This window comes from Thalassospira sp. TSL5-1, assembly GCF_001907695.1.
Lineage (GTDB): Bacteria > Pseudomonadota > Alphaproteobacteria > Rhodospirillales > Thalassospiraceae > Thalassospira.
In genome coordinates this window covers 1,158,376-1,180,697 of sequence record NZ_KV880637.1, presented here as the reverse complement: position 1 = coordinate 1,180,697, position 22,322 = coordinate 1,158,376, and the positions used below count along the sequence as shown (strand labels likewise).

Below are 22,322 nucleotides of genomic sequence, written 5' to 3'. Positions count from 1 at the left end.
CGCTTATTCGCCCGTCACCGGATGGGCATGATTAAGCGGGCCATTGCCCTTGCCAAAGTCCGGTGCGGTGCGAATGGCTTTGCGAACATAGTCCCGCGCGCGGGCCACCGCATCCTCCAGGTTCAAGCCCTGGGCAATCCCCGTGGCAATCGCACTGGCGAGGGTACAGCCCGTGCCGTGGTTATTGTCTGATGGAATACGGGTGTCTTCAAACCCGGAAACACCGTGTTCACGATCCCACAAAATATCGACAATCTTGTCGCCCTGGGAATGCCCCCCCTTCAGCAACACGGCCTTTGCCCCCATTGCGCCAATTTTTTCGGCGGCGGCAATCATGTCGTCTTCGCTGGTAATGCGCATCCCGGTCAGCACCTCTGCCTCCGGGATGTTCGGCGTTAACACCGTGGCACGCGGCACCAGAAGCTTAATCACACTTTCAACCGCATCTTCTTCCAACAGGCGCGAACCACTTTGCGAAATCATCACCGGGTCAATGACAACAGGCACACCTGCTGCCTTGCCATCCAGAATATCCACCACCGCCCGAATGACCGGAACCGAATGCAACATGCCGGTTTTCAGGCAATCCACACCGATATCGTCGATCATAAGTTCGGCCTGCTGCGTTATGAAGGCCGGGTCAATGCCAAGCACCCCAAAAACGCCCTGCGTGTTTTGTGCGGTCAGCGCGGTAATCGCCGTTGCCGCATAACCACCCAGAACCGTAACCGTCTTGATATCGGCCTGGATACCTGCTCCGCCGGAACTGTCTGATCCGGCCATAATCAACACGCGTCCCTTCATCGGGCGTCTCCTGTTATCTCATTTCGGGCGCAACACGCACTAACCGTCCCGTCAGGACGCGCTTGCCGCCTTAATGCACTCAACAATACCATCAACAACCCGTTCTACATGGGTTGCATCATCGCCTTCCGCCATAACCCGGATCAGCGGTTCCGTGCCCGATTTGCGGATCAGAACACGACCGTCCCCATTAAAGGACTTTTCGGCAGCCGATATCGCCTCGATTACACTATCGTCGCTCAACGGGTCGGTTCCCGCAGTATAACGCACGTTTTTAAGAATTTGCGGCAGTGGGTCAAACACATGGGTCATTTGCGACACCGGTCCTTCATGGCCGGCCAGAACAGCCAGCACCTGCAGTGATGCCAGCAGTCCATCACCTGTTGATGCAAAATCGGACAAAACGATATGGCCGGATTGTTCCCCGCCAACGTTACAATCAAGTGCGCGCATCTGCTCCACCACATAACGATCGCCAACCTTTGTGCGGATCAAACGCAACCCTTGTTTTTCAAGGTAACGTTCAAGGCCCAGATTGGACATCACGGTTGCCACAAGGGCATTGCCGCGCAACTGACCGTTTTTGTGCCAATGCGTTGTCACCAGGCCCATCAACTGGTCGCCATCAATCAGGCGGCCTTTTTCATCACACATCTGCACGCGGTCGGCATCGCCATCCAGCGCAATGCCCACATCGGCGCGACGCTCGACCACCATCTCGCACATTGGTTTGGTGTAAGTCGAACCACATTCCGCGTTGATGTTAAAACCATTTGGCTTGGTGCCGATTTCAATAACTTCGGCCCCCAGTTCGCGCAAGACCATCGGTGCGACGCTGTAAGCGGCCCCATTGGCGCAATCCAGCACGATGCGCAAACCTTCAAGCGTGACATGGCCCGGCAGGGATGATTTCACCGCCTCAATATAGCGCCCCGGTGCATCTTCAATCCGCTTTGCCCGTCCAAGGTTCTTGGCAGGCACCAGCATGGACGACAAATCACTGTCCATCAGGGTTTCGATTTCGCTCTCAACCGCGTCGGAAAGTTTAAAGCCATCCGGCCCGAACAGTTTGATGCCGTTATCTTCAAACGGGTTATGGGATGCCGAAATCATGACACCAATATCGGCCCGCATCGATTTGGTCAGCATGGCAACTGCGGGGGTCGGCATCGGTCCCACCAGGATGACATCCATGCCCATCGAGGTAAATCCAGCCACAAGTGCGGGTTCAAGCATGTAACCTGAAAGGCGCGTATCCTTGCCGATCACAACACGATGGCGATGATTGCCGCGGGTAAAATAGCGCCCGGTTGCCATACCAACCTTAAGGGCGACTTCGGCCGTCATCGGTGCATTATTGGCAGTGCCACGGATTCCGTCGGTCCCAAAATATTTGCGGCTCATCTACTGGATTCTTTCTTCAAACTCAAAATCGTCGCGGTCAACTCACCGGTTATAACAAAGTCAGACCATATTGCCACCGACTTATACCTATAGCCGTGCCAACGAAAACAGCAAAAACCCTACAATACCGCCCAAAAACCCTGAGAACCCTCTTAACAAAGCAATGGCATCACGCCACTTTTAACGCTAACACATAGGTGGGGGAGAATTGGGGGAACACACATATTGATGTTGGCGGCGAAAATATCATGGCAAAGTCACCCTATTGCCTTGGGATGCAGGATGTTACGCCATATTTGGCACGCGATAAGCGAAAATTTCATCCGGGCTGTTGGCGCGACTCTGTTGCCTGCCATCTTCGCCCTGTTCTTGTCGCCAGCAACGGCGAATGCCCAACTGTCGTTCGTGAAATCCATCAATTTTAGCCAACCATCCACCAGTTCGGAATTTGACCTGTCGCTTGACGATCATGTTTTTCGCCTGATCGATCCGGACCATAAATTGTCATTTCGTGAAGTCGCAATCCGCCCGATAGGTGATTTCCAACCTCTCTTGAATACCCCTGGCCCGGGTTACACGCATGCTTCAGTCTGGTATCGCGCCGACATTCGTATCACCGGAGCCACAAGTAAACAGCCCATTGATGAACAGGGTAAACGCCTTTTTCTTGAAATTTCACCCCCCTTTCTTGACCGGGTCAATGTTGCCATTCTCGATGTCAACGCGGACACATTCATTTGGCGCAATGAGATGGGCGATAATGTTCCCTTCTCATCTGACACAATTAGAAACCGCAATCTCACCGCACGGCTGCCTTACCTGACGACGGGACATTACCGTATTCTGTTTCGTGTCGAGACAACCAGCACCAGTGCATTTTCCGCCCGCCTTCTCAATGATGCGACACTGATGACACGCGGCGGACGGATGCTGATTATTTCAAGCGTCATTGTGGCATCGCTGTTTGTAATTGGCGGCGTCTATCTGACGGGCGGGATCCTGATACGGGATATGATCCTGTTCTGGTATGGAGCCTATGTCTTGTCCTTTGCCTTGCTGGGGGTCGGAATGTCCGGGCTTGGCCTGTTGCTGCTTCAGCCTCTCTGGACACCGATAAATGACCTGATTACCGGCAGCGGGTCTGCTCTGTCAGTTGCAACAAGTGTGATTCTCTGGGTCAAAATTATCGATATCAGGCAGATAAGCCGCAAGATATACAAGTTTTACCGCGCTTATTGCATCATTGCCGCCTGCATGGTGACAATAACCTGCACCCCTTATTATACCGATTTCGGCCGATATTTTCTGACCTTCCATCTGTTCGTGCTCATCTCCATGTTTGGCTGGCTGATATATCGTTTTTTGCAAAATCCGCGCGGGATATTTTTGTTCTATCTGTTCACAATGGGCATCCCTACATTGGCGGCACTTATCTATATCCTGGCCATAGTCGGTATTGCGCCCCATAGCACGTTCACACAAACGGTTTATCCCGTCGCGACCATGTTCCACCTTGTTATGATGGGCATTGCGATGGCCTATCGGACAAGTTATCTGGAAAAGGCCCGTGCGGCGGCCCAGGGTCGCCGCCATCGCACCCATCAATTGGCAGAGGAACAGCGCGAATTCATTACCATGCTGGGCCATGAATTTCGTACCCCGCTTGCCATTATCCAACGATCAGCCGAACTGATTTCGTTACATCTTGGCCATGCGGGCAAAGGGATTTCAGACCGTATGGCCCGTATTCGCAACCATGCCGGTCAGCTTTCGGCGCTGGTGGATGTGTTTCTGACCAAAGACACCCTTGATCGCGGCGCATTCAACCTTAACCGCAGGTATTTCACGCTGCTGGAATTTCTGTCCGACCTTGTTGAAGCCCTGGATCAGGAAGGCAAGCAGATTGACATTTCCCTGCATGGCGATGCTGATACTGCCGTTAACGCCGATCCGACCCTGTTGAAGCTCGCGATTGGCAATGTCATCGAAAATGCCCGCAAATATGCGCCTAATTCGCCCATTTTGATTGACTGCAACCATCGGGGGGATGGCTACGCCTATATCCGGGTTGTCGATCATGGACCGGGTATGAGCGACGATGATCTCTCGCAGGTTTCAATGGCTTTTTATCGTGGCAAAACATCCGATGGTACACGCGGCGTCGGTCTTGGCCTGCATATCGCCAATCGTATTCTTGAAGCACATAGTGGCTCGATAACCCTATCTGTCGCGGAAAAAGGCGGCACCACCGTGGTATTCAGACTGCCCCTCGACCGGGATGCGACGATCCATAATATCCGTCATCGCAATACGCATCGTCTTAATTCCAGCCGTGTCGCACACCAGACAGGGGCAGAATAACCATGTTGATGCCCTGTCTGGCCGTTTTCAACATCCTGCTATCGCAGATACCTACCAGAATGCGGGCTGTCTTTTACCTTTTGACAGCATTTTTTGCCGTTGCGGGATATTCGGGCCTCGCACAGGCAGAACTGGCCCCGGCCATCGATATTTCACAAAATACCGATGGCGACATTCTATTTACCGGCCACGTTGCCAGCTATCGTGATCCCAGCGGGCAAAAAAACCTGAGTGATATTCGCGCGCTGCCCAACAGCGCCTTCCGGGCACATAAAGGTGTTCCGGCCTTTGGCTATACCAGTGATGCCATCTGGTACCGGATCGATCTTGTCGCCTCGCAGCCGACAAACAGCACACGTTATATCGATATCGCGCCTATTTTTCTGAACACCATCAACCTTTATCTGACGCGCAAAGGCGACGAGGCTCCATTATGGACAATATTGCTCGGCGATCATGTTCCTTCCAGTCAGCGTCCCGTGCTTTCGCCGGATCATATCGCCGCATTTCCCGCGCTCGATCCCGGTAACTACACGCTTTATATCCGCACGCATTCCAATAGTACGCAGTTCCTCCGGGCATCCCTGTTGTCAAATGATGTGCTGATCAGCCGCTGGTCAACCGAACTTGCCGGCAACGGGCTGTTTATTGGCGTCATTCTTATGATGTCATTCATTTATATGGTCATTGGTGTTTTCATTCATGACAGTGCGGTCACATTATATGGCACCTGTCTTATGGCGTTTGGCCTTCTATCCTCCAGCGTTAACGGACTGTTCCTCACCGTTTTCGCCCCCGAATGGCCTTATGCCAACGACCTTTTTGTGGGTGCGGGAACCGCAATCAATATATCGGCGGCAAGCCTGTTATGGGTCAGCATCCTTGATATCGGGTCTGAATGCCGACTATGCAAACGGATCTTTTACAGCTATTCAGCGATCATTTTGCTGCTTTCGGTCACAGCGACAACGCCGCTCTACACAATTTTTGCCAGCGTGTGCCAGTTCTCTCATGCTGGTATCATGACGATTTATATCAGCTTTCTGATCCGCCGCATTATTCGCAACCCGCGTTTTATCGTTCACTGGATTTATCTGACCGTCATGACGGTGCCCACTGTGGCACTGATGATCTATTATCTGGCTATCAACAATATTTTGCCAATCAACAACTTTACGATAGCCGCCTATCCGATTGCGCTCGCCGCCCATCTGATCCTGATGAGTGTGCTGATGGCATTGCGCATTACCGCAATCGACCGTGACAGGTTGCGGGCATCAAACATTGCCGAAAGCACGGAAAAGCTTGTTGAAGAACAACGTAAACTGGTCTCGATGCTGTCGCACGAATTTCGCACTCCTCTTGCCGTTATCCAGCGCGCCGCCGAAATGGTATCATTACGCCTGCATAAGGAAGCCGCCGCAAATGGCAATCAGGAAGTGCCGCGTCCGGTTACAGACCGCCTAAGACGCATCCAGGACCAGTCTGCCAAACTGGCCCGGCTGGTTGACGTATTTCTGGGGAAAGATAACCTGAATGCTCCACAATTTGCCCTGGCCCGCAAACTGGTACCGGCAAAATCCTTTTTGCTGGAATTTGCGACAATGGCACAACGCGACCATGCCAAGGTGCACCTGACCTATGCCAGCAGTGCCAACAGCGTATTATATGCCGACGAGACCCTATTGGGCCTAGCTTTGACCAATGTGATCGAAAATGCCCGCCGCCATCACCCCGGCGAGACCATTTTGCTTGAAGCGCATGAAGAATATGGCCTTACCCTGATCATCGACATCTCGCATCCCGGCACGAAAAACCTCCAAGACAGCAGCCTTACGAGCCTTCGTAAATCGCTATCGGCCGATCCAAAACCGATAGAAGATCGCAGCAGCCCCGAGCGATACTACGAAAAGAAAATCGACGTTGAAAAGCTGGTACCCCGCCGCGATACGGGCCTGGGCCTGCATATTACCCAGCGCATCATCATGGCACATGGCGGCAAAACCGATATTGTGCCACGTCAGGGCAACGAATTTCGTATTCGCATTACCCTGCCGCTGGAGGTTCCGCTGTAACGCATAATATTTGCCCCCAAAGCGCGGACACACATTTAGCGCCCTTTACTCCTCATTGGCTCGGCAAAGCAGCAACCACGCAAAACTTGCGATGATAGTAAACCGCCCGATCAATCAGGCATTTGAACGTATTTTTACCGGGCCTGGAGTTTCGTCAGTTCCGGGCTCGTCCCCAACAATAATAGCAGCTGACGTAAAGGCATAACCACGACCATATGCCGTGCGTACCGGCAGTTCCTCGCCGGTATCTTTGGCGATTTTTTGCCGAACCCGGCGAATGGCGGTATCCAGGTTACGGCAATTTTCCGCCGTATCCGCCTTTCCCAAGGCCCGAACAATATCAGGGCGCGTCAACCAGCCGCCATTGGCCTCGATCAATACGCTAATGATTGTACGCTCACCCGCAGTTAACGTGGCCGACCTGCCTTCCGGGGCCGTCAGTGTCCAGTTAAGACGATCAAGAGTCCAGAAATCGGTGGGTTGATCGGACGTGTTTTCAACAACATCATCCGTGTCAGGTGTCGCAACCCGACGCAATAACGGGCGCAAAGCGGCCTCGATAACGGAAAGCGGGCTGTCTTTGGTCAGATACACATCCGCCCCTGCCTGATATCCCGCCAAATGCTGGTCCATGCCTGACAGCGATGTCAGCATCATAATCCCGCAATCCAGTTTATTACGGGTAAAACGGGCCAGATCAAACCCGTCAGCATCTGGTAACATCACGTCGAAAATAACCGCTTGCGGTGTGAGCTTTTCAATCGCGTGATAATATTCCTGGCCGCTTTCACACCCGACAACATCAAAACCGCAGATCTCCAAATATTCACAGAGATCACGGTTGAGGTCCTCGTTGTCTTCGACCACAAAAATACACGCAGCCATCTTTTCCCGCTCCGACCCGCCTGACAGCACAACTATAGTTTACAATATGTTACTATGAATCTGTCAATGTGCATTCAGGCACGAATTTGATCCTACCGGCGAAAGAATATCCCGCTGATATAAAAAGGCACACGAGTACATTGCTTATCCGATTTTAGACATATGAAGTCAAAGAGCCACAATGGCAAGCAAGAAGCCCCAACTGTCAGAAATTGACAGATTTGTAACACACGCGTATCGCGCGTGTTCTTACTTTAAATCACACCAAATTGCCCAGATAATTTTTCACCCACCCCAATAAAGCTGATTAATCGATTAGCCACAATCATAGACTGCAAATCCATGGAATGAAAAACACCCGGCCATTTCGGACCGGGCGTCATAGATCATCTTGAAAAGTAATCAGCGATGGCAGGCCTTGTCATTTCACTTACTAAACAATTCGCCCAGTCCACATCAAACTGCGCCAATTGCCGAGGCAACACTCAACGCCTGTACGGTTTCGTCAACATCATGCACCCGCAAAATTTGGGCGCCCTGGCGCCAGCCATTCAGGGCCGCCGTCAATGAGCCGCCCAAACGCTGCTTGGGGGTCGCGGCCGGATCGATCTTGCCAATAAAGGATTTGCGCGATGCGCCGAGCAAAAGCGGGCAGCCCAAACCATGAAAGATCGACAAGCGCGAAAGCAACTCCAGATTATGCGACAATGACTTGCCAAAGCCGATGCCCGGATCAACACAAATCCGGTCCCGGCTGATCCCGGCACGTTCGCAGCTTTCGATACGATCCAGCAGATAGTCATACACATCAAGCACGGCACAATCATATTTCGGATTGTCCTGCATGGTGCCCGGTTCGCCCTGCATATGCATCAGAATCACCGGTATGTCATCAGACTGGCTGATAAATTCGAGGGATTCCTCGTCCCCTTCCAGGGCGGTCACATCATTGATGATATGTGCCCCGGCCTGCATGGCCGCCTTCATCACCGCCCCATGTCGCGTATCGACCGACACACAATGACCGTCAGCCGACAATGCCTGGATCACGGGAACCACACGGGCGATTTCTTCGTCAATCGACACCGGCGCAGCCCCCGGACGAGTAGATTCCCCGCCCACATCAAGAATGGACGCGCCAGCCGTGGCCAAGGCACGACCATGCGCAATTGCCTTTTGCGCACTGTCATGGTCGCCACCATCCGAAAAACTGTCTGGTGTGACATTAACGATGCCCATGACATGGGTGCTTTCCATGTCCTGATTGGCAAAAGCACGACGGTTACCGCTCAAACGGTCCAGAACGGCATTGATTTCATCGACCCTGCCAGAATTCTGCACCCAGCCCTCAAGGGCCAGCAACGGCAAAATCATGCTTTGCGCGCCACCATCATCCAGACGTCGGATAATCTCCAAGGCGGAAAACCCCCGGCGCCCACCTGCCAACGGCAACGTTTGCGGATCATCCGACCGGTCAATAAAACCGGTCGGCACGTAATATAACGGTCCATCAAAATCAGCAAAGCCCCGCACGTCGGCGGGGCTTCGCAGGACCGATCCTTCGATCTTGTCCATAGGTCAGCAATCTCTCTTGTTAGCTTCCCGGCTGCGGCTCGGGTGAAAGATCACCCCCGCTTTCGCCCGGATTTTCCTTGCGTGTGCCCGTTGTCGGAACAGCGGAACGACGGCCCGGCGTACCACTATCGGTACCTGAACCACCGGTATGACCCGGACGGTTGATTTCTTCACCCCGTAACAGGGCTTCGATTTCTTTACCGCTCAGGGTTTCATATTCCAGCAGGCCCTTGGCAAGGATGTGAAGGTCGTCAATATATTCGGTCAGAACACGACGGGCAAATGCCAGCGCCTCGTCGGAGAAACGACGCACTTCCTCATCAATCAGTTGTGCCGTTTTTTCCGAAACATTTTTATGCTGGGCGACCGAATGCCCCAGGAATACTTCTTCCTGGTTATCAACATATTTGACATTACCCAGCTTTTCCGAGAAGCCCCATTCCGTCACCATCTTGCGCGCATATTGCGTCACCATATTGATGTCGGAAGACGCCCCGGTTGTGACCTTATCCTTACCAAAGATCAATTCCTCGGCAACGCGGCCCCCCATGGCAACAGCCAGATCGGAAATCAGCTGTTCATAGGATTTGGAAATCTGGTCACGTTCAGGCAGGCGCATCACCATACCCAGCGCACGACCACGCGGAATGATGGTGGCCTTGTGAATCGGATCAGATGCCGGCGTATGCAGGGCCACAAGCGCATGACCAGCTTCGTGATAGGCCGTCAGTTTCTTTTCGTCATCAGTCATGATCATGGAGCGGCGTTCAGCCCCCATCATGACCTTGTCCTTGGCGTTTTCAAAATCTGACATGGTCACAACGCGCTTACCAAGGCGCGCCGCGGCCAAAGCAGCCTCGTTCACCAGGTTGGCAAGGTCGGCACCGGAAAAGCCCGGCGTACCACGTGCAACCGTGCGCAGTTCAACATCCGGTCCCAGCGGGATCTTGCGGGCATGCACACCAAGAATATGCGCACGGCCTTCCAGATCCGGGTTCGGCACAACTACCTGACGGTCAAAACGGCCCGGACGCAGCAAGGCGGGGTCCAGAACGTCAGGACGGTTGGTCGCCGCAACAAGGATCACACCTTCATTGGCTTCAAAACCATCCATTTCGACCAGAAGCTGGTTGAGCGTCTGTTCGCGTTCGTCATTACCACCACCAAGGCCGGCACCACGATGGCGACCAACGGCGTCGATTTCGTCGATGAAGATGATGCAGGGCGCGTTCTTTTTGCCCTGTTCAAACATGTCACGAACACGCGAGGCACCAACACCGACAAACATTTCAACAAAGTCGGAACCCGAAATGGTGAAAAACGGCACATTGGCTTCACCGGCAATCGCACGGGCCAACAGGGTTTTACCGGTCCCCGGAGGACCGACAAGCAACATGCCTTTCGGAATTTTACCACCAAGACGCTGGAACTTCTGCGGATCGCGCAGGAAGTCGACGACCTCTTCAAGCTCGCTTTTGGCTTCTTCGATACCGGCAACATCTTCAAAGGTCACACGGCCGGATTTTTCGGTCAAAAGCTTTGCCTTTGACTTACCAAAACCCATTGCCTTGCCGCCACCGCCCTGCATCTGGCGCATGAAGAAAATCCAGACACCGATAATCAAAAGCATCGGGAACCAGCTGATCAGCGCACTCATCAGCGGCGACAGCGATTCTTCGGGCTTGGCAACAATGCGCACGCCCTTTTCATTGAGCTTCTGAACCAGGTCAGGGTAATTCGGTGTATAGACATTGACGGTGCGACCGTCGCGCGTCTGCGCCGTAAGATTTTTGCCCTGAATGGTCACTTCAGAAATCTGTCCGGAATCAACATCCGACAGAAAGTCCGAAAATGCCAGCTGTGACTGGCCCGACCGTCCGGATGGCGACTGGAACAGGTTAAACAAAGCCACCAAAAGAATGGCTATGATGACCCACAGTGCGAGATTTTTTCCCATATTCTTTCCAAGCTACTGGTCGCGAACAATTTCCGCCACTACGCGGCAGGCACCCCGCGACATGACCTGACCCATCAGATAATAACAGGCAGGTCTGGCGCAAGTACGAAGTCACGGATTTGCGACGAATTTAAAACCACCTTCCCACAAAGGGGCCGGTGGTGCAAACCGCCACGTCACTCTGATTGCCCGAAACAGCTCCAAATGATCTGTCGGGCAACCGGCGGCGGATAATACGTCGGAAAGCGCATGAATCTCAAGACCAGCGACAGATAAAGGCTGATCTAGCCAACACAAAAACGGCAACGAGGCCAATGCCAAACGGGGTCGATTGGCCCAAAACGGCACGGTTCGTGCCAGCCTTTGGCGAAAAACGCGCTTGTGAAACGGGTCACACGCACCAAGTGGCACAATGGAAAACGCACCGCGATATTCCGGCAATCCCCCGTTTTCAGGGATTTCAAGCCAAAGCTGGAACCGCTCATCCCAATGGGTCACAGCATTGACGGCCACCGGGCACGCTTTGTGGTTCATCCGGCCAAATTCGCGATAAACCAGAATATGATTTTCGCGCCGATGGATCACACATCCGCCCAAACTATGCCGCGCAACCTGCTTTTGGCAGACCAAATCCAAACATCGCGCAACCGAGTCCCGCGCCGGGGCATATTTACCGCCCCCCACCACACGCAAAATATGCCCCATGCCATACAAAATGGCGTCGCGTGTAACTGTGGGTACAGAATCACCCACATGGCAGGCAGCATCCATCAAGGCCGCACCATCTATCCGGGCAACGCCATCGGCATCCAGGGCAACACAGCGCGCCAAAAAACGCCCGGTTTCACCTTCCACATCCCTTCGTGCATGTGCCAGCCGGGCAAGATCATTCCTGCAATCGCCTTGATCGCGCTTCCGGTCATGATGCCCGCCCCCCTCACCGCCGGACATTTGCAAATGCTGGCGAATGCGAACACGTTCAAAGGTGCGATTGCTGTTTGACGGATCGGTAATCCAGGGCTGCCCTGCCCCTTCTCCGGGGCTGACCGCAACCAGGCTTTTGTTATCAGGTTTTATGGCACGCAAAGTGGCCTCAATATCGCGGCGCGGCACTGACAAAAGCGGCCGCAACACACGGCAATGGGGCAATATCCGCCGGGCCGACATACCAGCCCGCCCAACAGGGCCGCTGTCATGGTTCTGGCGCATGGCAACGGTTTCAAGCTGGTCATTCAAATGATGCGCCACCAGAACATGCAAAATACCGCGCTCCTGCGCCAGATGGTCAATCAACCGATAGCGTGCCGCCCGTGCCATTTCCTGTATGGCCGCGCCCGATTTTGCGCCATTCCAGCGCAACGTGACATGTTCGATGCCATATTGCGCCAATTGAGCCGCGACCCAGCGGGCCTCGTCAGCGGCTTCGGCCCGCAAGCCATGATCGACCGTAACGGCCAGCACCTTTCCCGCCCGCTTCGCACACCAATGCTGTGCCAGGATGGCAAGCGCCATGCTATCCGCCCCACCCGATACCGCAACCAGCACACGCGGTTCATCCTCGAACGGTTCAAACGGCGCCATCAGGGCGGAAAAGAAAGCGGCGTCCAGAGGAACCCCGCTGGACGCCGCATGACCGGATTGGTGACTGCTCATGATGTTACCAATCGCCTTTTATTTACAATTGCGGTTTTTCTTTTCCTGACGTGCCCGATCCAGAATAACGCCCGATGCGTTCTTGAAATTGGTCAAAAGATGATCATAGGTCAGGCAGGCATCATCGGTTTTACCAAGATTGGCAAGCGACATGCCCAGTTTCAAAAGATTGTCTGCCGCCTTCGAGCTGTCAGGATAATTCTGGAAACCTTCGGTAAAGGCCAGCGACGCCTGATCATAATTGCCGCGGACATAAAAGGTTTCACCCAACCAATATTGGGCATTACCCGCCAGCGGATCTTTGGGATGGGCCTTGACAAAGGCGCGCAAGGCGGCTTCGGCCTCGGGAAATTTCTGCTGGCGCAAAAGACCAAAGGCATAACGATACTGATCCTGCGGTGAACCGGCGGGCAAGACACCATCCCCCGCTGTTGCAGATGCCGAGGCTCCGGCAGCGGCCCCTGCTCCTGCGCCTGCCGCGTTCGTATCGCCCTGCGGACCGGACGGAATATTGGGGGCCTCGCCCTCGTTGCGGATAACGCCAAACAGGCGGGTGCCGTTTTTATCAAGCGGTTCTCCGCTAGCCGCCCCCCCCAGATTGCCGGCGGCACCAGCATTACCCGAGCCACCACTGGCAGCACCTGCAGCCGCACCCGCCGCAGCACCGGAAGCAGCCCCGGCATCTGAACCGTCGTTCCCGGCAGGGGACGTTCCACCAGACATGCCACTGGAAGCCCCGCCTGCTTTGCCTTCTAGCTGGCTCAGGCGGAAATCAACATCCGAAATCAGCCGGTCAAGGCGGTCCGACATTTGCCGAACCTTGTATCCCTGCTCTTCGATCTGGCCGGTAAGCTGGGTAATCTGGGCTTGTAAATTATCGATCTGTACCTGTTGGCGTGCGGCGGCAGGGGTTGCATTGTTTGTGGCCCCGCTGGCTCCGCCCCCATCAGCAGGCGGCCCTTCGCGATATACATATCGCTGCAACAGATCCAGGTCCTTGCGAAGTTGTTCGACCTGCCGGGTCATTGAGGCATCCTGCGCCAGCGCCGGAGAAGCCATGCCAAAGGTCAGAAAACCCAAAATCACCAAACTGCCCATCCGGGTCAGAAGCGATGAACGTTTTTGCAGCGCAACAGGCCGCGCAGCATGAGCCCTATACCGGGAGAGCATGGGAAAGCATTGGATCTTGGCGGGTTCTGGTCGGATCATTTCCCGGTCCTTTTTGATCAACTTCAATAACATGCGACAGATTTCAAACAAAAATCGTTGCGCTGTCAAACGGCAAAAATAAGGCGCCTGCCCCGAAACCGGGACAGGCGCCTGAAATCAAACCGGTTTTTCAAACCAGCGCGCGATTAACGGACAACCGTTACAGCGCGACGGTTCTTGGCCCAGCTTTCCTGGTCATGGCCCAGAGCAACCGGGCGTTCCTTGCCGTAGGAAATGGTTTCGATGCGGGACGGATCAACGCCCAGAGCAATCAAATAATCCTTGGCAGAGTTTGCACGGCGTTCACCCAGTGCAAGGTTGTATTCGCGTGTACCGCGTTCGTCGGTATGGCCTTCAACCAGAACAGTGTACTGCGGGTATTTCTTCAGCCATGCAGCCTGGAGTTCCAGGGTACGACGGGCTTCAGCCGACAGATCATACTGGTCGTAGTCAAAGAAAACGCGATCGCCAACATTAACCGCAAACCATTCCGGGCTGCTTTCGGAAAGCGTGCTGGAAGTGGTGGTATCTGCGGGCTGGTTAACAGTAGAGACACCTTCGCCCTGCGAAGTCGCCGAGCTGTCCGGTGCAGTTTCACAAGCGGCCAAAAGAGCGGCGGCAGCAAAAACACTCAGAATCCGAAGTTTCATTTAAGTTTTCCCCTTAACACCGGACGCATTCGCCCGAGTTGGTTTTTTACCATGTCTCGCGACACCATCACATGCTCGTTTAAAAACGAATCGCATACGGTGTTTCGCGATGACTATACAATTGAGAAATCAGGGAATCAAGGGCGACCATGCCGGATCCGACCCATCTGCCGGTGTAACGATCTCGCGCTCGTTATAACCGGTAAGATCAATCGAAAACAGGCGGTATCGGTCCTTGGTTCCATCCTTAGACGGGATTTGGCGATCAAACATCAAAACCCGACCGTTTGGTGCCCATGTCGGGGCCTCAACGAGGTACCCGTTGGCCAGCAGCCGTTCACCACTGCCATCTGGCCGCATGACACCAATATAGAACTGACCTCCCTGCGTCTTCGTGAAGGCGATCAGGTCGCCACGCGGAGACCAGACCGGGGTTGAATAAAGTCCACCCCCAAAACTGATCCGTTGCACGCCACTACCATCTGCATTCATCACGTAAAGTTGTTGTGCGCCACTACGGTCCGAGTTGAAAACGATACGCGATCCATCGGGCGAATAGGAAGGCGATGTATCAACCGCGGGGTGCCGCGTCAACTGGCGCTTTTCGCGGGTGCGCAAATCCAGCGAATAAATCTCGCTATTGCCGTCCAGCGCCTGGCTCATGATCACCGAATTGCCATCCGGTGAAAATCTCGGGGCAAATGTCATCCCCGGGAAATCACCAAGCAATTCCAGCTCTCCGGTGTCGATATCAAGAACATAAACCCGTGGTTTGTCGTTGAAATACGACATGTAAACCACTTCCTGGGCGGTCGGCGAAAACCGTGGGCTGAGAACAAGAAACTTGCCATCGGTCAGGAAACGGTGGTTTGCACCATCCTGATCCATGATCGCCAGTCGCTTGATCCGGCGTGTCGCCGGTCCCGATTCGGATACATAAACGATGCGGGTATCGAAATACCCGGACTCACCGGTGATGCGTTTATAGATCTCGTCGGCAATTTTGTGGGCGATCCGCCGCCAGTTACCCGGCTGCGTGCGATACGCAACACCGGCCATCTGGTTTTCGGCCAAAACGTCCCACAAACGAAATTCCACTCGCAGTAACCCGTTTGCCTCGGTCAGGACCCGGCCATTAACCAGGGCCTGGGCGCCAATTGTACGCCACTCGGCAAAGTTGGGATTGACCGCCAGCGAACTGACGCTCTGGATAAAGGCCTTTTCATCAATCGTTTTGAAAAGACCCGAGCGCGCCAGATCACTGTTGATCACATTTGTAATATTCTGCCCGACATCGGTTTCCGAAACACCCTCGCCTGCAAAACGTGTCACGGCAATGGGCATCGGCTTTACTTCACCGCGTGTAATATCAACACGCAGTTCAGCACGCGCCGGGGCGGCTGCAACAATGCTCAAGCCAACAGCAACGGCAAGGGCACACAGGCCAGCTAGCCCGCGTACACGCCAGTGTCGTTTAAAAGCCTTGGTCTTGCTTGTCATCCTGCCTCGCTTTTCTCCACGCGTTTTCAAAAGGATAGCTCGTTAACCCGTCAATTCACGCGTGTCAAAACTGAACGTGAATTTGCGCTACAATTGTTTTTTATCCAGCGGCACTTTCGGAGGTCAGCAATGCGATTTTAGCACATCATTTCATACAGATTTCGCTATGCAGCATTTTCCAAAAGTGCCACCCGTTATCGTCCGATTCCTGTCTGTCTTCAACGGCTTGCCTGTATCGCGACCGCGTTTTGAAAGCAGAGCCGACGTTAAAAGACAAAAATCGGCAATCATTCCGGCAAAAATGCGGTAAAATCGTCACAATTTCCCAAATATTTCCCGAACATACCCTATAAACCCAACATCTCCCGCATGTTAAAGGTCATGACAACTGTGTTCCACAGGTCATATTTATTCGCTGGCAGCTTCAGCGGGCTGCAGGCCGGGTTCAAAACAGCACGCAATGCACTTTCGGCAACTGTCCGCTTTGACGGATCATTACCAATTTCATTGCGATTGGCAATTTGCGCGCTGCGCACCGTGCGATCCGGATTAACCTGAATATTCAGATAAACCACAAAATCGGCATCCTTGGAGCCCACGGGCGGGTTCCAGCACTGCGCAATCTGACGCCTGAGCGCATCAAGCTCGCTCATGGTCAGCCGATCCGACAGGCGCGTTGCCGTCTGCTCACTTGAAGCTTCCTTTGCCGGTTTCTGATCTGGCTGCTCCGGTACCGGCTCAGATTTTGCCTCTGTCTTGCGAACGTCTTTTAAAATATCGGCAAGGGTTCGCTTCGGCTCTTCCTTGGCCTTGGGTTCAGGCTTCGGCTCGGGTTTCTTTTCCGGTTTCGGAACAGGCTTTGGCTCCGGTTTCGGTTCCGGCTTGGGCTCAGGCTTTTTTGCCGGTTCCGGTTTCTTTTCCGGCTTTGGTTCGGGCTTCGGCTCCGGTTTCTTTTCTTCCGGCTTGGGCTTTAACTCACCCGCATCACTTTCAGGCACGGGCGCTGCCTCCGGGGCCTTTTTGGCCTCAGGTTTCGGCTTTGGTTCAGGCTTCGGTTCCGGTTTTGGCTCAGGCTTGGGTTCCGGTTTGGGAACGGGCTTTGGCTCCGGTTTTGGCTCGGGTTTGGGTTCCGGCTTCGGCTGGGGTTTTGGCTCGGGCGCGGGTGTCGGCTTTTCCTTTTGTTCCGGCTTGGCCGCCGGTTTGGTATCAGGCTTGGGCAATGGCGGCGCCTTTTTCTGGGCGGCCGCAAATTCATCCACCGTAACAACGTCCACCGATACCGACTGCATCTCTATCGGGTCCGGTTTAAACAAATCAGGCAAGCCGAAATAAGCAATCAAAATGATCGCCACATGCACCGCCAATGAAATCAGCACATTCCGCAGCATGACCGCTTATTTGCCCTTTTCCGGCAGGTCTGCAATCAGAGCGACCTTGCTAAAACCTGCTTCGTTGATGCGCCCCATCAAATCCATGACCTGGCCGTAATCAACCGCCTTGTCACCCTTCACAAAGATCCGGGTATCCTGCTTGTTCTCGGTAATGGCGCGCAATTTGGCAACCAGGTCGTCCCGGTTTACTTCACTGTCCATTAAATAAACATCGCCATCCTTGGTCAGGGACACCACCAGGGGTTCGTCCTGCCCGGTCATCTGGGTGGCGCTGGCTTTGGGCAGATCAACATCAACCCCGGCCGTGATCAGCGGTGCCGTGACCATAAAAATCACGAGGAGCACCAGCATCACGTCAACCATCGGGGTAACGTTGATATCGCTCATGGCGCGACGACCACCGCGCCCCCTGCGCCCACGGCGACGTCCGCCGCCGGAATTTCCAGAAGCTAGTTGTGCGCCCATAAATTAATCCCGTTTTTCATCAAGCTGGCGGGAAAGGATCGAACTGAATTCATCGACAAAGGCTTCCAGCCGGTTGCCATAGCGATTCAGGTCGCTTGAAATTTTATTATAGGCCACAACAGCAGGAATAGCAGCCACAAGGCCAATAGCCGTTGCAAACAGGGCCTCGGCAATCCCTGGGGCCACCACCGCCAGCGACGTATTTTTGGACGCCGCGATAGACTGGAACGACGCCATAATGCCCCAAACCGTGCCAAACAGCCCCACAAATGGCGCCGTTGACCCAACCGATGCCAAAAAGGTCATGTATTTTTCAACACGGTCCATTTCCCGGCCCAGGGTGACTTCCATTGCCCGTTCTAGGCGCTGTTGCAGGCGTGCCCGCATGGTTTCGCCATGCACACCGCGCGCATTGGAGCGACGCCATTCGCGCATGGCGGAGACAAATATCGCGGCCATCGGGTCTTTGGGCCGATCAGCAATGCGGTCATACAGGTCCTCAAGCGACCCACCCGACCAAAAGGCCTCTTCAAACTGATTGGCTTGGGCACGCAATTTGCGCAGACGGAAGGTTTTTTCAAAGACAATTGCCCACACCCAGACGGATGACAGCAAAAGACCGATCATGATCACTTTGACGACCAGACCGGCCTGGACAAACAGCCCCCACATCGACATGTCATGCGCCATCACCGACTGGCCAAGCGACACGGCATCGACAACCTGATTTTCCATCGTTTCTTTAGCCCTCGTTCACATCCAGATAGTCACTGAACACATTTCTTAATTCATCCGGCAGGCGTTGCGCCTTGAAGGTTTCAAGCGACATGCAGGCCAGAACGATATCGATTACGACCAGTTCCTCGCCATCACGCATGATTTTTTGCTCGAACCCCAGTGACGCACCGCCCATTCGGATCAATCGACTTTCCACAGTCAACCGGTCCTCAAGCCGCGCAGCCCGACGGAAATCGACGGTACAATGTCGAACCGCTATGGCAACTTTGTGGCGTTCGGCAATGTTTCTATTGGAAAAACCCAATAAATTCACCATTGACGTCCGGCCACGCTCGGCAAAGGCAAGGTATTGCGCATGATATACAATTCCACCGGCATCGGTATCCTCGTAAAACACGCAAAACGGGTAGATGTGGCGTTTTCCGTCAAGGGTTCCCAAAAGCGCGTCGCTCATGCGTCACCTTCGTCATTTGCATTTTTCAGGGCTTCGCTTTCAAACAGGTCCGACATGGGAACCCCCGCCTGACTGCGGGGCGGCGTTAATCCAAGATGATTAAACCCCTTAACGCCAAGCATCCGACCGCGTGGCGTTCGCTGAATAAGACCCTGCTGCAACAAATAGGGTTCAATCACATCTTCGATCGTATCGCGTTCTTCCGACAGGGCTGCCGCCAGCGTATCAACGCCCACCGGCCCGCCGCCATAATTGCTGGCAATACAGGTCAGATAGCGCCGGTCCTGGCTATCAAGGCCCAGATTGTCCACCTCCAGCCGGGTCAGGGCGGCATCGGCGATAAAGGCATTCACTGGCGACTTCCCTGCAACCACGGCAAAGTCTCTTACCCGCCGCAACAAACGCCCGGCAATGCGCGGCGTTCCCCTTGACCGGCGGGCAATTTCCATTGCGCCATCGCGGGTCATGTCAAAATTAAGCAATTTTGCCCCGCGCGCAACAATATCCACCAGTTCTTCCGGCTCGTAAAACCGCAAACGCAACGGGATGCCAAAACGATCCCGCAAGGGGGTTGTCAAAAGCCCGGACCGGGTTGTTGCGCCGACCAAGGTAAAAGGCGGCAAATCAATCCGCACGGAACGTGCCGCTGGCCCCTCGCCAATGATCAGGTCAAGCTGAAAATCCTCCATCGCCGGATACAGGATTTCTTCAACTGCCGGGTTCAGACGATGGATTTCGTCAATAAACAGCACATCACGTGGCTGCAAATTGGTCAAAAGGGCAGCAAGATCCCCCGCCTTGGCAATCACCGGGCCGGATGTGGCACGAAAACCCACACCCAGTTCGCTGGCAACGATTTGCGACAATGTGGTTTTGCCCAGCCCTGGGGGCCCGAAAAACAGCACATGGTCCATTGCCTCTTCACGACCACGGGCCGCCTGAATAAAAACATCCAGATTTTCACGTACTTCTTTCTGGCCGGTAAAATCATCCAGCCTGCGCGGACGCAAAGACCCTTCCTGGCGGTCTTCGGCATTGCGTTCGCCACTGAGCAGGCGGTCGTTTTCCTCGTTCACGCGCTAAGCTCCTTTAGGCCCAAACGGATCAGCGTATCAAGATTTCGGTTCTCGCCCGCATTCTGCGCGGCCTTGCCCACAGCACCAAACGCCTCGGAGCGGCCATAGCCCAAATTCACCAGCGCGGAAACGGCATCGGCCATGATCGCACCATCATCAATCACCGGGGCTTCGGGGGCCGCAGCTTCGGCAGGCGCTGCTTTTTTACGCGACGGTTTTGCTTTCCCCTCGGCCTTTTCCGCAACAGGTGCAGGTGCCACCACCGGTGCGGCGACCGGGCCAAGGTTTAGCTTGGCAGCCTTGTCTTTTAACTCGCCAACAATACGTGTTGCCACCTTTGCCCCTACGCCGGGCGCCCGGCACAGGGCGGTTGTGTCCTGGGAAGCCAGCGCGCGCAAAAGGTCGGTCGGGGACAGAACCGATAAAATGGCAAGGCCCACCTTGGCCCCAACCCCCTGAACGGTTGTCAAAAGGGCAAACCACTGTTTTTCCGCGTGATCGGCAAAACCATAAAGATGAATGTGATCTTCACGGACATGGGTTTCGATGATCAAACCGGCATCCCCCCCCACAGGAGGCATCATGGAGAGTGTGCGGCGCGAGGCAAAAACAAGATAGCCAACACCGTTAACATCAATGATAACGTGATCTTCGCCGATAAAATCGACAATGCCGCGCAATTTGGCAATCATCGCGTCGCGCCCCCATTCTGATTATGATAGCGGTTCATCATGGCACGGGTTCCTGCATGCTGGGCATGGCAAATTGCCACCGCCAGCGCATCCGCCGCATCGGGACCGGCAATTTTACAGCCCGGCAACAGGGTTGAAACCATCATTTCAACCTGCTGTTTGGCGGCATGCCCTGCCCCGACCACCGTCTTTTTAACAGCATTCGGTGTATATTCCGTAACCGGAATGCCCAGCCGCGCCGGTGCCAGCAGGGCCGCCCCACGGGCCTGCCCCAGTTTAAGCGTTGAAACCGGGTTTTTATTGACGAATGTTTCTTCAACCGCAGCCTCATCAGGCGACCATTCATTGATAATGTCGGTCAAGCCGGAAAAAAGCTGCACCAGCCGTTCGGCCAGCGAAAGTGATTGCGTAGAACTGACCACACCATTGGCAACATGGCGCATATGATTGTCATGAAGGTCGATCACGCCCCATCCGGTGCGCTGAAGACCGGGATCGATGCCAAGAACCCTGACCACGTAACAATCACCTGTTGTTATTTTTCAGCAAATGGGCCAATAGCCCAGATAAAATACGCCCGTCATTCAAAGCAAAATGACGGGCGTAAGCAAGATCAGTTATCGAGAGCTGCGACGATTTCGTCCGTCCACTCGACATTGGTCCAGACATTCTGGACGTCATCATTGTCTTCAAGCACATCAACAAGTTTCATGATGCTTTGTGCCTGATCAACCGAAATCTCAGCCGTGGTCGCCGGACGGAACACCAGTTTGGCACTTTCCGGGTCGCCAAAGGTTTCGGTCAGGGCTTCACGAACCGCGTTCAGATCCTCGATCTCGGTTTCAATAACGTGGTTTTCCTCGTCGGATTCCACATTGGCGGCACCGGCTTCAAGGGCGGCTTCAAAAATGGTATCCGCGTCGCCTTTGTCCGCCGGATACACGATTTCACCGATACGGTTGAACATAAAACCAACCGAACCGGTTTCACCGAGGTTGCCACCATGTTTGGTAAAGGCAGCGCGCACTTCGGAAGCCGTACGGTTACGGTTATCGGTCAGGGCTTCAACGATGACGGCAACACCCGCGGTGCCATAACCTTCATAACGGACTTCTTCAAAGTTTTCGCCCTCGCCAGCACCCAGTGCCTTTTTAATGGCGCGGTCGATATTGTCCTTGGGCATGTTCTGCCCGCGCGCTGCGGCAATAGCGGCACGCAAACGCGGGTTACTGTTGATATCGTCACTGATCTTTGCCGAAACCGTGATTTCACGGGCAAGCTTGGTAAAGATCTTGGCGCGCTTTTTATCCTGCGCGCCCTTGCGGTGCATGATGTTTTTAAACTGGGAATGACCGGCCATAACCTGAAACCTGTATTCTTGAATGACGTTATCGATCTGGTGCCGCCCGGGCCCCGATCAGACCGAAACCAGA

The 22,322-nt window shown here is 54.2% G+C and carries 19 protein-coding genes; 2 read left to right on the top strand and 17 right to left on the bottom strand.

All coding sequences use genetic code 11. The features are described from left to right. Nucleotides 1–3 precede the first annotated feature (3 nt). Both thiD and glmM read right to left on the bottom strand, forming a co-directional pair. Nucleotides 4–804 carry a bifunctional hydroxymethylpyrimidine kinase/phosphomethylpyrimidine kinase gene (gene thiD / locus LF95_RS05525; protein ID WP_073954036.1) on the bottom strand — a complete coding sequence of 267 codons (801 nt, stop codon included), beginning with the start codon at nucleotides 802–804 and terminating at the stop codon, nucleotides 4–6. Nucleotides 805–855: 51 nt separating this feature from the next. After that, nucleotides 856–2,208: a phosphoglucosamine mutase gene (glmM, locus tag LF95_RS05520; protein ID WP_073954035.1), complete on the bottom strand. Its 1,353-nt coding sequence runs from the start codon at nucleotides 2,206–2,208 to the stop codon at nucleotides 856–858. Nucleotides 2,209–2,490: 282 nt separating this feature from the next. Here glmM and LF95_RS05515 point away from each other — a divergent pair, with 282 nt between their 5' ends. Next, nucleotides 2,491–4,569, top strand: coding sequence for a sensor histidine kinase (locus tag LF95_RS05515; protein ID WP_073954034.1), 2,079 nt, complete (start codon nucleotides 2,491–2,493; stop codon nucleotides 4,567–4,569). Between the two features lie 2 nt (nucleotides 4,570–4,571). Continuing rightward, complete coding sequence (locus LF95_RS05510; protein ID WP_073954033.1) at nucleotides 4,572–6,644, top strand: sensor histidine kinase; 2,073 nt, start codon at nucleotides 4,572–4,574, stop codon at nucleotides 6,642–6,644. Between the two features lie 114 nt (nucleotides 6,645–6,758). On the opposite strand, the gene LF95_RS05505 is transcribed toward LF95_RS05510, so the two are convergent. From LF95_RS05505 to LF95_RS05435, 15 genes are all read right to left on the bottom strand, one after another. Next, nucleotides 6,759–7,529 (bottom strand): response regulator transcription factor, encoded by a 771-nt coding sequence (locus LF95_RS05505; protein ID WP_083607514.1) that lies wholly within the window; start codon nucleotides 7,527–7,529, stop codon nucleotides 6,759–6,761. A gap of 456 nt (nucleotides 7,530–7,985) precedes the next feature. Next, nucleotides 7,986–9,104, bottom strand: coding sequence for a dihydropteroate synthase (folP, locus tag LF95_RS05500; protein ID WP_073954031.1), 1,119 nt, complete (start codon nucleotides 9,102–9,104; stop codon nucleotides 7,986–7,988). 19 nt (nucleotides 9,105–9,123) lie between these two features. Next, nucleotides 9,124–11,061, bottom strand: a complete 1,938-nt coding sequence (gene ftsH, locus LF95_RS05495; protein WP_073954030.1) for an ATP-dependent zinc metalloprotease FtsH — start codon at nucleotides 11,059–11,061, stop codon at nucleotides 9,124–9,126. 111 nt (nucleotides 11,062–11,172) lie between these two features. Further along, complete coding sequence (gene tilS, locus LF95_RS05490) at nucleotides 11,173–12,714, bottom strand: tRNA lysidine(34) synthetase TilS (protein ID WP_073954029.1); 1,542 nt, start codon at nucleotides 12,712–12,714, stop codon at nucleotides 11,173–11,175. Nucleotides 12,715–12,732: 18 nt separating this feature from the next. Then, a complete protein-coding gene (gene ybgF / locus LF95_RS05485; protein ID WP_252509665.1) occupies nucleotides 12,733–13,800 on the bottom strand; it encodes a tol-pal system protein YbgF in 1,068 nt (355 codons plus the stop codon). Nucleotides 13,801–14,069: 269 nt separating this feature from the next. Continuing rightward, a complete protein-coding gene (pal, locus tag LF95_RS05480) occupies nucleotides 14,070–14,573 on the bottom strand; it encodes a peptidoglycan-associated lipoprotein Pal (RefSeq protein WP_073954028.1) in 504 nt (167 codons plus the stop codon). Nucleotides 14,574–14,702: 129 nt separating this feature from the next. Continuing rightward, nucleotides 14,703–16,073 (bottom strand): Tol-Pal system beta propeller repeat protein TolB, encoded by a 1,371-nt coding sequence (gene tolB / locus LF95_RS05475; RefSeq protein WP_073954027.1) that lies wholly within the window; start codon nucleotides 16,071–16,073, stop codon nucleotides 14,703–14,705. Between the two features lie 347 nt (nucleotides 16,074–16,420). After that, on the bottom strand, nucleotides 16,421–17,461 hold the full coding sequence (locus LF95_RS05470) for an energy transducer TonB (protein ID WP_073954026.1): 1,041 nt from the start codon (nucleotides 17,459–17,461) through the stop codon (nucleotides 16,421–16,423). 6 nt (nucleotides 17,462–17,467) lie between these two features. Continuing rightward, a complete protein-coding gene (gene tolR / locus LF95_RS05465) occupies nucleotides 17,468–17,929 on the bottom strand; it encodes a protein TolR (protein ID WP_073954025.1) in 462 nt (153 codons plus the stop codon). A 3-nt stretch (nucleotides 17,930–17,932) separates the two neighbouring features. Next, the gene (tolQ, locus tag LF95_RS05460; protein WP_073954024.1) at nucleotides 17,933–18,664 is read right to left on the bottom strand and encodes a protein TolQ; all 732 of its coding nucleotides are present in this window, start codon (nucleotides 18,662–18,664) and stop codon (nucleotides 17,933–17,935) included. Between the two features lie 7 nt (nucleotides 18,665–18,671). Continuing rightward, a complete protein-coding gene (locus LF95_RS05455) occupies nucleotides 18,672–19,121 on the bottom strand; it encodes a YbgC/FadM family acyl-CoA thioesterase (protein ID WP_073954023.1) in 450 nt (149 codons plus the stop codon). Beyond that, nucleotides 19,118–20,197, bottom strand: coding sequence for a Holliday junction branch migration DNA helicase RuvB (gene ruvB, locus LF95_RS05450; RefSeq protein ID WP_073954022.1), 1,080 nt, complete (start codon nucleotides 20,195–20,197; stop codon nucleotides 19,118–19,120). Before ruvB ends, LF95_RS05455 begins: the two co-directional genes overlap by 4 nt. Further along, nucleotides 20,194–20,889 (bottom strand): Holliday junction branch migration protein RuvA, encoded by a 696-nt coding sequence (gene ruvA / locus LF95_RS05445; protein WP_073954021.1) that lies wholly within the window; start codon nucleotides 20,887–20,889, stop codon nucleotides 20,194–20,196. Before ruvA ends, ruvB begins: the two co-directional genes overlap by 4 nt. Further along, complete coding sequence (gene ruvC, locus LF95_RS05440) at nucleotides 20,886–21,407, bottom strand: crossover junction endodeoxyribonuclease RuvC (RefSeq protein WP_073954020.1); 522 nt, start codon at nucleotides 21,405–21,407, stop codon at nucleotides 20,886–20,888. Before ruvC ends, ruvA begins: the two co-directional genes overlap by 4 nt. A 95-nt stretch (nucleotides 21,408–21,502) precedes the next feature. Continuing rightward, a complete protein-coding gene (locus tag LF95_RS05435; RefSeq protein WP_073954019.1) occupies nucleotides 21,503–22,249 on the bottom strand; it encodes a YebC/PmpR family DNA-binding transcriptional regulator in 747 nt (248 codons plus the stop codon). Nucleotides 22,250–22,322: the final 73 nt, after the last annotated feature.